This window comes from Pseudomonas sp. HMSC065H01 (genome assembly GCF_001815235.1).
GTDB lineage: Bacteria > Pseudomonadota > Gammaproteobacteria > Pseudomonadales > Pseudomonadaceae > Pseudomonas > Pseudomonas aeruginosa.
Window position 1 is genome coordinate 1 of sequence record NZ_KV819916.1, and the last position, 14189, is coordinate 14189.

Sequence of the window (14189 nt, forward strand, 5' to 3'; positions counted from 1 at the left end):
ACCCTTCACTCTCGAAGTGGGGCGCATTCTACCGACCGAAAAACCTAAGTCAATGCCCTGATTGAATTTTTTTTGAAATTTCGGCGATCGCCTGTCGCCACGGTCGGCGCCGGGGCCCAGGCCGGCCCCAGCCACGGGCCGCTCACTCGACCCGCAGGCTCAGGCGCGCCGAGACCCGGCCGTCGACCTGGCGGTCCAGGCCGGCCTCCGCCACCTGCACGCCCTGCCCGTTCAACTGCTCCAGCCAGGGCAGCAGCTTGGCGAATGGCGCCGGCTGCAGGGCCACCTGCACGGCGCCCTCGCCTTCGTTGTCGAGGCGCTCGACACTCAGTCCGGCCTGGGCCGCCGAAGCCGTGACCATGCCCTGCAGCGCCGCCGGGTCGATCTGCGCCTGTGGCGCCGCGGCATCGGCCTGGCGCACGTTGGGCGCCTGCTGCTGGATGTAGGCATGCAGCGCGCGCTGTTCGGTGAAGTACTGCCGCGCCGACTGCAGATGGCGCTCGGCCGGGCGCCACAGCGCCAGGTAAAGCACCACCAGCAGGAGGAACGCGCCGAGCCAGAGCAGCGCCAGGCGGTCCCGCGCCGGCAGCCCGCGCCAGCGGATCGCCAGCTGCGAGGTTTCCGCCTGGGCCCTGAGGCGCTCGTGGAATTGCGTCATCACCTTCATCTCAACCTCCTATCACCAGGCGCGCGCTGACCGTCGAGCCATCGCGGCTGGCCGAACCCAGCTGCACCGCCAGCCCGGACTCGCTGAGACGCGAACGCAGCCGTTCCAGCACGTCGAAACCGGGAGCCCGCACCTGGAGGGCGACGTCGCCGCGAGCGGCGCTGAAGTCCAGTTGCTCGACGCTCACCGTCGGCTCGCCGCCGATCACCGTGGCGGCCTGGCCAAGCAGGCCGAGCAACTGGCCCTCGCCGCCGCTGCTGGCGCTGTCGGCCAGGTGCTGGTCGAACTGCGCGCGCAGGTTGATCAGCTTGCGGTCCTCGGGAAACAACTGGCGGTAGAGTTCTGCGCTCTGCGCCGCGTAGCGGTCGCCTTCGCGCTGCAACTGCCAGGCCTGGACCAGGGTGAAGCCCCATTGCAATACCAACCACAGCCCGACCAACCCCAGCAGCGGCCGCCAGCGGCGCCACTGGCTGCTCTGCTGGCGCGCGGCGAACTCGGCCTGGGCCAGGTCGGTGCCCAGCGGCTGCTCGCTCAGCCAGACGTGCGGATTGCCCGCCAGGGCCTGGACTTCCACCCCCTCCAGGGGCGCCACCTCCTGCGCGGCGAAGGCCCGCTGCGGCGGCGGGCAACTGTCGCGCAGTACCGGCCAATCCTCGCTGCCGCAGGCCAGGCGTACGGCGCCGCTGCCGCCGAGCAACCAGCGCTCTTCCAGCCAGAACAGGCAACTGCCCTCGCCCGGCAGGCAATCGGCATCGACATGCAGCGAAGCCGGCGCCTTGCCCGCGCCCTCGGCCAGCGCCAGCCAGGCGGCGAGCCAGGTGCGCTGCACGGCGAATACCCGGTGGCGGCCGTCGGCCAGCGCCGGACCAAGGGCAAGGTGCATCTGCTCGACATCGTCGGCCAGTTGTTCCTCCACCGCGAACGGCAGCGACTGGCGCAACCAGCGCGCCTTCTGTGTAGGCAGGTTCACCGCGCAGGCGGTCACCGCCTCCACCGGCAGGTACAGCCGCCAGGGCGCGCGGATCTCCGCCAGCGCCTGGGCGAACGGCGCGCGCCGGCACTCGCCATCCTGCACCCACCACACCGCCAGTTCCCCATCGGCCCCCGCCGTGCTGGCGGGCGGCAGGAACAGCGCACTCACTCCACTCATCGCTCGTCCTTCTTCCAATCGTCGCCGCCCGTCGACGGGATGGGCAGGCCGCCCTGCCCCATGTCGCGGGCCATCACGCGTATCTTGCCGTCCTTGCCCCGCTGCAAGGTACTCACCAGCACCTGCCGGCGGTCGCCCAGGCTGACCTCGCTGATCACCTGGAAGTAGCGGGTGCCGACGGCATAACTGACGTTTCCGGTCTTCGAACCCAACTGGGTCAGATGCTTGGTGAAATCGTCCTTGCTCTGGAAACCTTCCCGACCGCGGGCGTCCACGATGTTTTCCGCCTGTCCCGGATCGATCTCGAACATGGCGGCCAGCACCGGCACGCTGGCAGTGTTCACGTTCAGCGGCGCATCTTCGGGCAAGGCGCTGACGAACGGCAGCAGGCGTCGATAGTCGGCTTCCGACAATTTCAGCAGGCGCAGCTCGGACACGTCCTTGAAACTGCGGTTGGCGGCGCGGTAGGCCGGCGCCTCCAGCAGGTACTGGTTGTCCTCGGCGCCTTGCTCGCCCTGCGGATTCTGGTCGGCGTCGAGCCAGTCGGCCAGCCGGTCCGGCAAGCCCTGGACGATCTCTTCCTTCATCCCCAGGGTGGCCAGCAGGCGACGGAACTGCTTCACCGAATCCGGCTTGACCTTGCGCTTGCGCACCAGTCCGTTGAGATTGAAACGCCCGCTGGGGTCCTCGATCCGCACCCGCAGCTCGCCGCCGTCGTCCAGCTTGAACGGCGTCATCGGTCGAGCCCAGGCCTCGCCCAGGTGGTCCACCGGCTCGCGGGTATTCTCGCCGCCCTGGCGCAGGTCGCGGCGCAGCACCGCTTCCGCCAGGCGTTCGCCGCCCAGCGCATAGTGCCAGGCCTGGCGCACGTGCAACTGGTTGGCGCTGCTGCGTATCGCCAACTGCTGGCGGATGATCAGCCCGGCGCAGACGATGGTCACCACCGCCACCACCAGCAGCACGGTGATCAGCGCGACGCCGCTCTGCCCGCGCCTCATTCCGGCGCCCCCGGCATGCCTTCCGGCGGCTGCGGCACCCCGCCCTCGCCGTTCTCGCCATTCTCGCCGCCCGGCTGGCCCTGCGGCTGGTCCTGCTTGAGCGGCGGATCGAGCAGACGCCAGACGCGCACCAGCTTGCCGTAGTGGCGGTGCTCCAGGGTCATCTCCACCGCCAGCGGCAGGCTTTCCAGGCGCTCCTCCTCGCTGCCTTCGTTGGTCGGCCAGTGGCCCTGCCAGTTGTGCTCCTTGTCGAGGAAGCGCCAGCTCAGCGCGGTAACCCCGTCCAGCACCTGCTGCACCCGTGGCTTGCTGTCCTGGGCGCGGTCCAGAACCAGCCAGTAGCGGCGTTCGAGGGTCTCCCCGGACAGCGACCAGCGCACCCGCTGCAGGCGCGAGCGCGCCTGGCCGAGCGGGTTGCGCCAGCCGCCACGGGTGAATTCGACGATCTGGTCGTTCTCGCCCTCGCTGAGGAAGGCGCCACGGTTATCGCCCAGTTCGTCGCGTACCGGACGTTCGACCGCCTGGGTCAGGTCGCGCTCCAGCGCGCCCATCGCCCGCACCAGCTCGCGCATGCGCTGCTCCTGCACGCGAGTCGCCTGGTCGGTCTGCATCACGCTGTCGAACATGCGGTAGGTGGCCAGGGCCAGCAGGGCGAAGATGGCGATGGCGATCAGCAGCTCGAGCAGGGTGAAGCCCCGCTGTAGCCTCATGGCTGGCTCCCGAGGAAACCGACGAGGCGCGCCGCGGCGCGTTCCTCGATGCTGCCACGCTCGCGGCCAAGGGGCTTCGCCGCGACCCAGACGATCACCCGCCGCATATCCTGCTCGGCGGTGCTGTCGACCTGGGTGCGCCACTCCCAGCGGCGCCCGGCGAACTCCAGCTCGCCCTGGTTGCGGCCGCTGGAGGGCGGCGTCTGTTCCAGTTGCAATTCGTTGAGACGGTTGTCGGCGATCCACATCGCCAGGGTCTTGTCTTCCAGCCGCGAGGCGTTCTGCAGGCTGCGCGCGCTGGCACTGAGCACGCTGGCCGCGACCATGGCGAAGATCGCCAGGGCCACCAGCACTTCCAGCAGGGTGAAACCACGCGCGCGCTTCATCGCCGCGCCACCTCGACCCGTGGCAGGCGGAAACCGTCGCTGCTCAGCGACAACGCCCGCCCCTCGGGTCCGCGCTCGGCCAGGCGCAGGCGGAACGGACTGAGTTCGCCACTGGAGAGGATCAGCAATTGCGGCTGGTCGGTGCCTTTCTTCTGCTCCTTCTCGCCCTTGCTGCCGGCCAGCACCAGCGGCTGGCCGTCCAGCTCGAAGGTCAGCTCCGCCCACTCCGGCAGGCGGTGGCTGTCGCGCGCCACCGGCAACCAGCGCGCCTTCGCTTCGTCGTAGCGCAGTACCTGGTAGGCATCGCGCTCCAGGCGCAGGCCGTACTCGCGGTTGTCCAGCACGGCCTCGTCGGTCAGCACGCCGATCAGCCCGGCGAGCCGCTCGGCCTCGCTGTCCAGCTCCCGCGAGGTGCTGGCGAAGCCGGTGCTGAGCACCGCCAGGCCGATCAGCACGCTGATGATGACCATCACCACCATCAGCTCGATGAGGGTGAAGCCGCGCGAAGCCCGCATGTCCGGTCAGTTGTCCCAGTTACCGATGTCGGCGTCGTTGTCGCTGCCGCCTTCCTTGCCGTCGGCGCCCAGCGAATACAGGTCGAACGGGCCCTTGGTGCCCGGCGCCAGATACTGGTAGGGATTGCCCCACGGATCGACCGGCAGCTTCTTCAGGTAGCCGTCCTTGTTCCAGTTCTTCGGCTGCGGATTGCCGGTGGGCTTCTTCACCAGCGCCTCGAGGCCCTGCTGGGTGCTCGGATAGGCGAAGTTGTCCAGCTTGTACATGTCCAGCGCGGCAGCGATGGCCTTGATGTCGCCCTTGGCCACGGTGACCTTGGCCTGGTCGGGACGGCTCATCACCTGCGGCACCACCAGGGCGGCGAGGATGCCGAGGATGACCACCACGACCATGATTTCGATCAGGGTGAAGCCCGACTGTTGGCGACGCTGCAATGGGCGGCTCTGATTCACGCGATTACCCCACGAGTTGGTTGAGAGAAAGGATCGGAAGAAGAATGGCAAGGACGATGACCAGCACCACCGCGCCCATGAATATCAGCATGAACGGTTCGAACAGGCCGACCATCAGGCCGATCTGCGCCGCCAGGTCGTTCTCCTGGTTGCGCGCGGTGCGCGCCAGCATCTGGTCCAGCTCGCCGGAGCGCTCGCCGCTGGCGATCATGTGCAGCATCATCGGCGGGAACTGTCCGGTGGCTTCCAGCGAGCGGGTCAGGCTAGCGCCCTCGCGGACCTTCTGCGCGGCCTTGACCACTTCGTTGCGGATGATCCGGTTGGCGATCACCTCGGCGGCGATCGCCAGCGCCTCCACCAGCGGCACGCCGCTGCGGGTGAGGATCGCCAGGGTCGAGGCGAAGCGCGCGGTGTCGGTGGAACGCACCAGCCGACCGACCAGCGGCACGCGCAGCAGGAAGCCATGCCAGCGCTCGCGAAAGGCATCCTTGCGCAGCGCGTAGCGGAAGCCGATCACCCCGCCGATCGCCGCGACGAAGGCCAGCGCGCCCCAGGCCTTGACCCAGTCGCTGACGCCGATCAGCACGCGGGTCAACAGCGGCAGGGTCTGCCCGCTGTCGATGAACACCCGGACCACGTCGGGCACCACGTAGCCCAGCAGGAAGCCGACGATGGCCAGCGAAGCGACCATCAGGATCACCGGATAGAGCAGCGCCAGCTGGATCTTCTGCCGCGACTGCTGGCGCTGCTCGGTGTAGTCGGCAAGTTGCTCCAGCACCGGGCCGAGGTGCCCGGCATGCTCGCCGGCAGCCACAGTCGCCCGGTACAGCTCGGGAAAGGCGGTGGGAAACTCGCGCAGGCTGCCGGCCAGGCTATGGCCTTCGAGGACCTTGGCGCGCACCGCGAGAAGCATCGACTGGATGCGCTGCGAGGTGGACTGCGCCGCGGCGGCGCGCAGCGCCTCCTCGATCGGCAACGCGGCCTGGACCAGGGTCGCCAGTTGCCGGGTCACCAATGCCAGGTCGCGCGCGGACAGTCCGCGGGCGAACGTCAGGCGCCCGCCCTGCCCGCTCTGCTCGCGGGTACGGGTGGGCTTCACGTCGAGCGGCGCCAATTGGCGCTCGCGCAGCAACTGGCGGACCTGGCGCGCGCTGTCCGCCTCCAGCACGCCCTTCTGCTGGCGACCGCTGGGGTCGAGGGCGAGGTATTCGAAGGCGGCCATTATTCTTCCCGGGTCACGCGCAGGACTTCCTCGACCGTAGTGACGCCTTCCAGCACCTTGCGCCGACCGTCGTCGCGGATGCTTGGTCCGCTGGTGCGGGCATGCCGGGTCATTTCCTGCTCGGAGGATTCGTTGTGGATCAGCGAGCGCATGTGGTCGTCGAACACCACCAGTTCATAGATACCGGTACGCCCGCGATAGCCATGCTGGTGGCACTCGCCGCAGCCGCGGGCGCGATGCAGGGTCGGCGGCGCGGCGGGATCGACGCCGAGCAGCGCGCACTCGGCCTCGTCGGCCCGGTAGGGCTCCTTGCACGCCGGGCAGAGCACCCGCACCAGGCGCTGGGCCAGCACGCCAAGCATGGAGGAGGACAGCAGGAACGGCTCGATGCCCATGTCCACCAGGCGGGTGATCGCACCGATGGCGCTGTTGGTGTGCAGGGTCGAGAGCACCAGGTGGCCGGTCAGCGAAGCCTGCACCGCGATCTCGGCGGTCTCCCGGTCGCGGATCTCGCCGACCATCACCACGTCCGGGTCTTGCCGGAGGATCGCCCGCAGGCCGCGGGCGAAGGTCATGTCGACCTTGGCGTTGACCTGGGTCTGGCCGATGCCCTCCAGGTGGTATTCGATCGGATCCTCGACGGTGAGGATGTTCCGCGTGCGGTCGTTGAGCGTGGTCAGGCTGGCGTACAGGGTGGTGGTCTTGCCCGAGCCGGTGGGGCCGGTGACCAGCAGGATGCCGTGCGGCTTGCGCACCGTTTCGTCCATCAGCTTGCGGTCGCGCTCGCTCATGCCCAAGTGTTGCAGGTTCAGGCGCCCGGCCTGCTTGTCGAGCAGACGCAGCACCACCCGTTCACCGTTGGCCGAGGGCAGGGTCGAGACGCGGATGTCCACCTCGCGCCCGCCGACCCGCAGGGAAATCCGCCCATCCTGGGGAATACGCTTCTCGGCGATGTCCAGCCGCGCCATGACCTTGATCCGCGATACCAGCAGGGCCGCCAGCTCGCGCTTGGGCTCCAGCACCTCGCGCAGCACGCCGTCGACGCGGAAGCGCACCACCAGGCGTTTCTCGAAGGTTTCCAGGTGGATGTCCGAGGCGTTCTCGCGGATCGCCTCGCCGAGGATCGCGTTGATCAGGCGTATGATCGGCGCGTCGTCCTCCTGCTCCATCAGGTCCTCGGTTTCCGGGACCTGGTCGGCCAGCGCGGCGAGGTCCAGGCTGCCGCCGAGGTCCTCGGCGAGCTGCATGGCCGCCGAGGAGTCGTGCTGGTAGGAGGCCGCCAGGGCCTGGTTGAAGGCGTCCTCGCCGAGCGCCTTGAGCGGCAGGCGGCGGCCGGCGAAGCGCTGCGCCTCGGCGATCGCCGCCAGCTCCACCTGCGGCCGGCAGGCCAGCCAGTACTGCTCCTCCAGGCACAGGAACAACAGGCCCTGGCGCTTGGCGAAGCTGAACGGCAGACGCCGTGGCGGTGCGGCCGGCGCGGCGATGTCGGGTAATGGGGCTGTCATCATGGATGCCTTATAGCGGTAACCTTACAGAAGTATCTTGGTCGTATATGACCACTGAACGGTTACCGTCAGTATTGTTAGTTGTTAGTCGTTTTGTGCGGCCGATCCCGAGTTCCTCTTGCAGAAGTATCCTGGCGAGCCGTTATCTTAAGCACAAGCGTGCCTGGCCCGGCCAGTCACACCTATTGATAGAAGTAGGTAGCCTACTGGCAACGAACTGCTATGATCCCTCGGCGATCTTCAGACATAACGATAAAGACCAGGAGTGATGTATTGCCTTTCTCCGGCGCCTCTTCCCGCTGGCTGCAGCGGTACGCCCCGGCCCTTCTGGCTGTTGCCCTGATCATCGCCATGAGCATCAGCCTCGCCTGGCAGGCGGCCGGCTGGTTGCGCCTGCAACGCAGCCCGGTAGCCGTCGCCGCCTCGCCGGTCAGCCACGAGTCGATCCGCAGCGATCCGACCCGCCTGGCGCGCCTCTTCGGCACCAGCGCCCAGGACCCCAACGCCCCGCCACCGGCCACCAACCTCGACCTGGTGCTCAAGGGCAGCTTCGTCCAGAGCGATCCCAAGCTGTCCAGCGCGATCATCCAGCGCCAGGGCGACAAGCCGCACCGCTACGCGGTCGGCGGCGAGATCAGCGACGGCGTGAAGCTGCACGCGGTCTACCGCGACCGCGTCGAACTGCAGCGCGGCGGGCGCCTGGAAAGCCTGCCCTTCCCGCACCGTTCCGGGGGACTGCTGGCCAGCGCGGACGACATTACAAGCGAGAACGACTCGATCGAACAACTGCAAAGCCTGCAGGATGAGAACGCTGCAGCATTGCGCGAGCGCCTGGACGCCTTGCGCCAGCAGATGGAAGCCACGCCCATCGCAGAACCCGCCGAAGAAGACTCGAGCGAGCCCACGACCACGCCTACGGAAAGCGACTGACCCGATGTCCCAGCCTTTGCTCCGCGCCCTGTTTGCCCCTTCCAGTCGTTCGTACGTTCCCGCCGTCCTTCTCAGCCTGGCCCTCGGCATCCAGGCGGCGCACGCCGAAGACAGCGGCGGGAACGCCTTCGTCCCGGCCGGCAACCAGCAGGAGGCGCACTGGACGATCAACCTCAAGGATGCCGACATCCGCGAATTCATCGACCAGATTTCCGAAATCACCGGCGAGACCTTCGTCGTCGACCCGCGGGTCAAGGGCCAGGTCAGCGTGGTCTCCAAGGCCCAGCTCTCGTTGAGCGAGGTCTACCAGTTGTTCCTCTCGGTGATGAGCACCCACGGCTTCACCGTGGTCGCCCAGGGCGACCAGGCGCGCATCGTGCCCAACGCTGAGGCCAAGACCGAGGCCGGTGGCGGCCAGAGCGCACCGGATCGCCTGGAGACGCGAGTGATCCAGGTGCAGCAGAGCCCGGTATCGGAACTCATCCCGCTGATCCGTCCGCTGGTCCCACAATATGGCCACCTCGCCGCGGTGCCCTCAGCCAACGCGCTGATCATCAGCGACCGCAGCGCCAATATCGCGCGAATCGAAGACGTGATCCGCCAACTCGACCAGAAGGGCAGCCACGACTACAGCGTGATCAACCTGCGCTACGGCTGGGTGATGGACGCCGCCGAGGTGCTCAACAACGCCATGAGCCGCGGCCAGGCCAAGGGCGCGGCGGGCGCCCAGGTGATCGCCGACGCGCGCACCAACCGCCTGATCATCCTCGGCCCGCCGCAGGCGCGCGCCAAGCTGGTGCAACTGGCGCAGTCGCTGGACACCCCGACCGCGCGCTCGGCCAACACCCGGGTGATCCGCCTGCGCCATAACGACGCCAAGACCCTCGCGGAAACCCTCGGCCAGATTTCCGAAGGCATGAAGAACAATGGCGGCCAGGGCGGCGAACAGACCGGCGGCGGCCGACCGAGCAACATCCTCATCCGTGCCGACGAAAGCACCAACGCCCTGGTCCTGCTGGCCGACCCGGACACGGTCAACGCTCTCGAAGACATCGTTCGCCAGCTCGACGTGCCGCGTGCCCAGGTATTGGTGGAGGCGGCCATCGTCGAGATCTCCGGCGACATCCAGGATGCCGTCGGCGTGCAATGGGCGATCAACAAGGGCGGCATGGGCGGAACCAAGACCAACTTCGCCAATACCGGACTGTCCATCGGCACCCTGCTGCAATCGCTCGAGAGCAACAAGGCACCGGAATCCATCCCCGACGGCGCCATCGTCGGCATCGGCAGCAGCAGCTTCGGCGCGCTGGTCACCGCGCTCTCGGCCAACACCAAGAGCAACCTGCTGTCGACCCCGAGCCTGTTGACCCTGGACAACCAGAAAGCGGAGATTCTGGTCGGCCAGAACGTACCGTTCCAGACCGGCTCCTACACCACCAACAGCGAAGGTTCGAGCAACCCGTTCACCACCGTGGAGCGCAAGGATATCGGCGTCAGCCTCAAGGTCACTCCGCACATCAACGACGGCGCGGCCCTGCGCCTGGAGATCGAGCAGGAGATCTCGGCCCTGCTGCCCAACGCCCAGCAGCGCAACAATACCGACCTGATCACCAGCAAGCGCTCGATCAAGAGCACCATCCTCGCCGAGAACGGCCAAGTGATCGTGATCGGCGGCCTGATCCAGGACGACGTTTCCCAAGCCGAGTCGAAGGTTCCCCTGCTCGGGGACATCCCATTGCTCGGTCGCCTGTTCCGTTCCACCAAGGACACCCACACCAAGCGCAACCTGATGGTCTTCCTGCGTCCTACGGTGGTCCGCGACAGCGCCGGTCTCGCCGCGCTCTCGGGCAAGAAATACAGCGACATCCGGGTCATCGACGGCACTCGCGGCCCGGAGGGACGACCCAGCATCCTGCCGACCAACGCCAACCAGTTGTTCGATGGACAGGCCGTCGATCTGCGCGAACTGAAGACGGAATAACGGCGCCATACCGGCAAGGCGGCCTCATACGAAAAAAAGGCGCTGCTCCTTTCGGAACAGCGCCTTTTCCGCATCTCCCCACCAACTCAGTCGAGGTAGATCATTTTCCGGGTCATGCCGCCATCGACCAGGAATTCCTGGCCGGTGACGAAACCGGCGTCCTCGGAGAGCAGCCAAGCCACCAGCGACGCGACATCCTCCACCGTTCCGACCCGGCCGACCAGGTGCTGGTCGTGGTCCAGCTCGGTCAGCGGCGCAGCCTCGCGCTCGGCGGCCTCGCGGGTATCGATCCAGCCGGGGCTGAGCGCATTGACACGGATATCCGGGCCCAGGCTGGCGGCCAGGGCATGGGTCAGCGCCAGCAACCCGCCCTTGCTCGCGGCGTAGGCCTCGGAGTCAGGCTCCGACTGGTGGGCACGAGTCGAGGCGATGTTGACGATGGCGCCATTGTGCGCGCGCAGATAAGGCGTGCAGTACTTGGCCAGCAGCATCGGACCGGTCAGGTTGACCGCCAGGGTCCGGGTCCACTCGCCGAGACTCAGCGCCTCCAGCGGCGTATTGCGCGGATTGGCGATGGCGGCGTTGCAGACCAGGCCGTCGAGGCGGCCGAACTGACCGAGCACCTCGGCCACGCTCATCGCCACCTGGCCCTCCTGGGCCACGTCCATGGCCACGAACCAGGCGTGCTCGCCCAGCGCCTCGGCCACCCTGGCCCCGCGTTCACGGTCGTTGTCGGCAAGCACTACCTGCCAGCCCTCGGCGATCAGCCAGGCACTGATGCCCAGGCCAATGCCCCGGGCCGCCCCGGTGACCAGGGCGACCTTGCCGTTGCCTCGCAGGTTGGGTTCGATCACAGCGCGGCCAGCCCCCGAGCCATGTCGGCCTTGAGGTCGTCGAGGTCTTCCAGGCCGACCGCGACCCGGATCAGGCTGTCGCCGATCCCGGCGCGCGCGCGGTCCTCGGGGGACAGTCGACCGTGGGAGGTGGTCGCCGGGTGGGCGATGGTGGTCTTGGTGTCGCCCAGGTTGGTGGTGATCGAGACCATCCGGGTAGCGTCGATGAAGCGCCAGGCGGCATCGCGCCCGCCCTTCACGTCGAAGCTGACGACCGCGCCGAAGCCGCTCTGCTGGCGCCGGGCCAACTCATGCTGAGGATGGCTCGGCAGGCCCGCGTAGTAGACTCGCTCGATGCCCGGCTGGCGCTCCAGCCATTCGGCCAGGGCCAGGGCACTGGCGCTGTGCGCCTGCATGCGGATACGCAGGGTTTCCAGGCCCTTGAGGAACAGCCAGGCGTTGAACGGGCTGAGGGTCGGTCCGGCGGTGCGGAGGAAGCCGACCACTTCCTTCATCTGCTCGCCGCGACCGGCGACCACCCCGCCCATGCCCCGGCCCTGGCCGTCGATGTACTTGGTCGCGGAGTGGATCACCACGTCCGCACCGAGCTTCAGCGGCTGTTGCAGGGCCGGCGTGCAGAAGCAGTTGTCCACCGCCAGCAGCGCACCCTTGGCGTGGGCGATCTCGGCCAGCGCGGCGATATCCACCAGCTCGGCCAGCGGGTTGGATGGCGACTCGACGAAGAACAGCTTGGTATTCGGCTTGCACGCCGCCTCCCAGGCCGCGAGATCGCTCAACGGCGGATAGTCGACCTGGATACCGAAGCGCTTGAAGTACTTGTCGAACAGGCTGATGGTCGAGCCGAACACGCTGCGCGAGACCAGCACGTGGTCGCCGGAGCTGCACAGGCTCATCACCAGGGCGAGGATCGCCGACATGCCCGACGCCGTGGCCACCGCCTGCTCGGCTCCTTCGAGGGCGGCGATGCGCTCCTCGAAGGTGCGTACCGTGGGGTTGGTGTAGCGCGAATAGACGTTGCCCGGCACTTCGCCGGCGAACCGCGCGGCCGCGTCGGCGGCGGTGCGGAAGACGTAGCTGGAAGTGGTGAACAGCGCCTCGCCGTGCTCGCCCTCCGGCGTCCGCCGTTGCCCGGCGCGAACCGCCAGGGTGTCGAAGGCCGCGCCTTCCAGGTCGCTGTCGAGACGCCCGGCATCCCAGTCCTGAGTCATGCCGCTCTCCCCTTTGTCAGTCGTTGTACAGATCGATGATCGCGCTGACCGCCTGGCTCTTGGCCTTGGTCGCATCGTTGCGCGCCTGTTCGATCCGGTTCAGGTAAGCCTCGTTGACGTCGCCGGTCACGTACTCGCCGTCGAACACGGCGCAGTCGAAGTGATCGATCTTGATCTTGCCGCCGCCGACCGCGTCGATCAGGTCGGGCAGGTCCTGGTAGACCAGCCAGTCGGCGCCGATCAGCTTGCTGACGTCCTCGGTGCTGCGATTGTGCGCGATCAGCTCGTGCGCACTCGGCATGTCGATGCCGTAGACGTTGGGGTAGCGCACGGCCGGCGCGGCGGAGCAGAAGTAGACGTTCTTCGCCCCGGCCTCGCGGGCCATCTGGATGATCTGCTTGCAGGTGGTGCCGCGGACGATGGAGTCATCCACCAGCATCACGTTCTTGCCGCGGAACTCCAGCTCGATGGCGTTGAGCTTCTGCCGCACGGATTTCTTCCGCGCCGCCTGGCCGGGCATGATGAAGGTGCGGCCGATGTAGCGGTTCTTGACGAAGCCCTCGCGGAACTTCACGCCGAGCCGGTTGGCCAGTTCCAGCGCCGCGGTGCGGCTGGTGTCCGGGATCGGGATGACCACGTCGATGTCGTGGTCGGGACGCTCGCGGAGGATCTTGTCGGCAAGCTTCTCGCCCATGCGCAGGCGCGCCTTGTACACCGAGATGCCGTCCATGATCGAATCCGGACGCGCCAGGTAGACGTGCTCGAAGATGCACGGCGCGTACTTCGGCGCCTTCGCGCACTGGCGGGTATAGAGCTTGCCTTCCTCGGTGATGTACACCGCCTCGCCCGGCGCCAGGTCGCGGATCAGGGTGAAGCCGAGTACGTCCAGGGCCACGCTCTCGGAGGCGATCATGTATTCGACGCCATTCTCGGTATGCCGCTGGCCGAAGACGATCGGACGGATCGCATTGGGGTCGCGGAAACCGACGATGCCATGGCCGGTGATCATCGCCACCACCGCGTAGCCGCCGACGCAACGGTCGTGCACGCAGGAAACCGCGGCGAAGATGTCCTCCTCGGTGGGCTGCAGCTTGTTGCGCACCGCCAGCTCGTGGGCGAACACGTTGAGCAGCACTTCCGAATCGGAGTTGGTGTTCACGTGGCGCAGGTCGGATTCGTAGATTTCCTTGGCCAACTGCTCGACATTGGTCAGGTTGCCGTTGTGCGCCAGGGTGATGCCGTAGGGCGAGTTGACGTAGAACGGCTGCGCTTCCGCCGAGCTGGAGCTGCCGGCGGTCGGGTAACGCACATGGCCGATGCCGACGCTGCCGATCAGGCGCTGCATGTGGCGCTGCTGGAAGACGTCGCGGACCAGGCCGTTGTCCTTGCGCAGGTACAGCTTATCGTCATGGCAGGTGACGATACCGGCAGCGTCCTGGCCGCGATGTTGGAGGACGGTGAGCGCGTCATACAGCGCCTGATTGACGTTCGACTTGCCCACGATACCGACGATGCCACACATGTGACGCAACCCCTACTTGGCTCAAGCTGGAAAGATGGGAAGCGCGATCGGTCCGTCCCGGACCATCGAGCTGACCAGGGCCTGTGGG

General features: G+C 67.5%; 14 protein-coding genes. 2 read left to right on the plus strand and 12 right to left on the minus strand.

Going from position 1 to position 14189, the window contains the following annotated elements; genetic code table 11:
* Positions 1–142: 142 nt before the first annotated feature.
* The 9 genes from xcpZ to xcpR are packed head-to-tail and all read right to left on the minus strand — an operon-like array spanning position 143 to position 7609.
* Positions 143–667 carry a GspM family type II secretion system protein XcpZ gene (gene xcpZ / locus HMPREF3014_RS25215; protein ID WP_003091369.1) on the minus strand — a complete coding sequence of 175 codons (525 nt, stop codon included), beginning with the start codon at positions 665–667 and terminating at the stop codon, positions 143–145.
* A 1-nt stretch (position 668) separates the two neighbouring features.
* Positions 669–1817, minus strand: coding sequence for a GspL family type II secretion system protein XcpY (xcpY, locus tag HMPREF3014_RS25220; RefSeq protein ID WP_003103522.1), 1149 nt, complete (start codon positions 1815–1817; stop codon positions 669–671).
* A complete protein-coding gene (gene xcpX, locus HMPREF3014_RS25225) occupies positions 1814–2815 on the minus strand; it encodes a GspK family T2SS minor pseudopilin variant XcpX (protein ID WP_003091371.1) in 1002 nt (333 codons plus the stop codon). The genes xcpY and xcpX overlap by 4 nt, the downstream gene beginning before the upstream one ends.
* A complete protein-coding gene (gene xcpW, locus HMPREF3014_RS25230) occupies positions 2812–3525 on the minus strand; it encodes a GspJ family T2SS minor pseudopilin variant XcpW (RefSeq protein WP_015649166.1) in 714 nt (237 codons plus the stop codon). Before xcpW ends, xcpX begins: the two co-directional genes overlap by 4 nt.
* The gene (gene xcpV, locus HMPREF3014_RS25235; protein ID WP_003103528.1) at positions 3522–3911 is read right to left on the minus strand and encodes a GspI family T2SS minor pseudopilin variant XcpV; all 390 of its coding nucleotides are present in this window, start codon (positions 3909–3911) and stop codon (positions 3522–3524) included. Before xcpV ends, xcpW begins: the two co-directional genes overlap by 4 nt.
* Entirely contained in the window at positions 3908–4426 is a 519-nt protein-coding gene (gene xcpU, locus HMPREF3014_RS25240; RefSeq protein WP_003103530.1) for a GspH family T2SS minor pseudopilin variant XcpU, read from the minus strand. The genes xcpV and xcpU overlap by 4 nt, the downstream gene beginning before the upstream one ends.
* 6 nt (positions 4427–4432) lie before the next feature.
* The gene (xcpT, locus tag HMPREF3014_RS25245; protein WP_003119751.1) at positions 4433–4879 is read right to left on the minus strand and encodes a GspG family T2SS major pseudopilin variant XcpT; all 447 of its coding nucleotides are present in this window, start codon (positions 4877–4879) and stop codon (positions 4433–4435) included.
* Between the two features lie 4 nt (positions 4880–4883).
* Positions 4884–6101, minus strand: a complete 1218-nt coding sequence (gene xcpS / locus HMPREF3014_RS25250) for a GspF family T2SS innner membrane protein variant XcpS (protein ID WP_003091376.1) — start codon at positions 6099–6101, stop codon at positions 4884–4886.
* Positions 6101–7609, minus strand: coding sequence for a GspE family T2SS ATPase variant XcpR (gene xcpR, locus HMPREF3014_RS25255; protein ID WP_003091377.1), 1509 nt, complete (start codon positions 7607–7609; stop codon positions 6101–6103). The genes xcpS and xcpR overlap by 1 nt, the downstream gene beginning before the upstream one ends.
* A gap of 219 nt (positions 7610–7828) precedes the next feature.
* Between xcpR and xcpP the strand changes: the two genes are divergently transcribed.
* Positions 7829–8536, plus strand: coding sequence for a type II secretion system protein N (gene xcpP, locus HMPREF3014_RS25260; RefSeq protein ID WP_003119750.1), 708 nt, complete (start codon positions 7829–7831; stop codon positions 8534–8536).
* A gap of 4 nt (positions 8537–8540) precedes the next feature.
* Complete coding sequence (gene xcpQ, locus HMPREF3014_RS25265; protein ID WP_009876788.1) at positions 8541–10517, plus strand: GspD family T2SS secretin variant XcpQ; 1977 nt, start codon at positions 8541–8543, stop codon at positions 10515–10517.
* A gap of 86 nt (positions 10518–10603) precedes the next feature.
* Here the strand turns inward: xcpQ and HMPREF3014_RS25270 are convergent, their stop codons facing one another.
* From HMPREF3014_RS25270 to purF, 3 genes are read right to left on the minus strand one after another with little or no spacing between them, the layout of a single operon-like run.
* Entirely contained in the window at positions 10604–11371 is a 768-nt protein-coding gene (locus HMPREF3014_RS25270; RefSeq protein WP_003103539.1) for an SDR family oxidoreductase, read from the minus strand.
* Positions 11368–12579, minus strand: a complete 1212-nt coding sequence (locus HMPREF3014_RS25275; protein ID WP_003113933.1) for an O-succinylhomoserine sulfhydrylase — start codon at positions 12577–12579, stop codon at positions 11368–11370. The genes HMPREF3014_RS25270 and HMPREF3014_RS25275 overlap by 4 nt, the downstream gene beginning before the upstream one ends.
* Before the next feature lie 16 nt (positions 12580–12595).
* Positions 12596–14101: an amidophosphoribosyltransferase gene (purF, locus tag HMPREF3014_RS25280; RefSeq protein WP_003091383.1), complete on the minus strand. Its 1506-nt coding sequence runs from the start codon at positions 14099–14101 to the stop codon at positions 12596–12598.
* Positions 14102–14189: the final 88 nt, after the last annotated feature.

What these genes read in the sequence shown, in the direction of transcription:
- purF (WP_003091383.1), bottom strand. Translation starts at nt 14,101, where the DNA reads ATGTGTGGCATCGTCGGTATCGTGGGCAAGTCGAACGTCAATCAGGCG.
- HMPREF3014_RS25275 (WP_003113933.1), bottom strand. Translation starts at nt 12,579, where the DNA reads ATGACTCAGGACTGGGATGCCGGGCGTCTCGACAGCGACCTGGAAGGC.
- xcpY (WP_003103522.1), bottom strand. Translation starts at nt 1,817, where the DNA reads ATGAGTGGAGTGAGTGCGCTGTTCCTGCCGCCCGCCAGCACGGCGGGG.
- xcpP (WP_003119750.1), top strand. Translation starts at nt 7,829, where the DNA reads ATGATCCCTCGGCGATCTTCAGACATAACGATAAAGACCAGGAGTGAT.
- xcpW (WP_015649166.1), bottom strand. Translation starts at nt 3,525, where the DNA reads ATGAGGCTACAGCGGGGCTTCACCCTGCTCGAGCTGCTGATCGCCATC.
- xcpX (WP_003091371.1), bottom strand. Translation starts at nt 2,815, where the DNA reads ATGAGGCGCGGGCAGAGCGGCGTCGCGCTGATCACCGTGCTGCTGGTG.
- xcpR (WP_003091377.1), bottom strand. Translation starts at nt 7,609, where the DNA reads ATGATGACAGCCCCATTACCCGACATCGCCGCGCCGGCCGCACCGCCA.
- xcpV (WP_003103528.1), bottom strand. Translation starts at nt 3,911, where the DNA reads ATGAAGCGCGCGCGTGGTTTCACCCTGCTGGAAGTGCTGGTGGCCCTG.
- xcpU (WP_003103530.1), bottom strand. Translation starts at nt 4,426, where the DNA reads ATGCGGGCTTCGCGCGGCTTCACCCTCATCGAGCTGATGGTGGTGATG.
- xcpZ (WP_003091369.1), bottom strand. Translation starts at nt 667, where the DNA reads ATGAAGGTGATGACGCAATTCCACGAGCGCCTCAGGGCCCAGGCGGAA.
- xcpQ (WP_009876788.1), top strand. Translation starts at nt 8,541, where the DNA reads ATGTCCCAGCCTTTGCTCCGCGCCCTGTTTGCCCCTTCCAGTCGTTCG.
- xcpS (WP_003091376.1), bottom strand. Translation starts at nt 6,101, where the DNA reads ATGGCCGCCTTCGAATACCTCGCCCTCGACCCCAGCGGTCGCCAGCAG.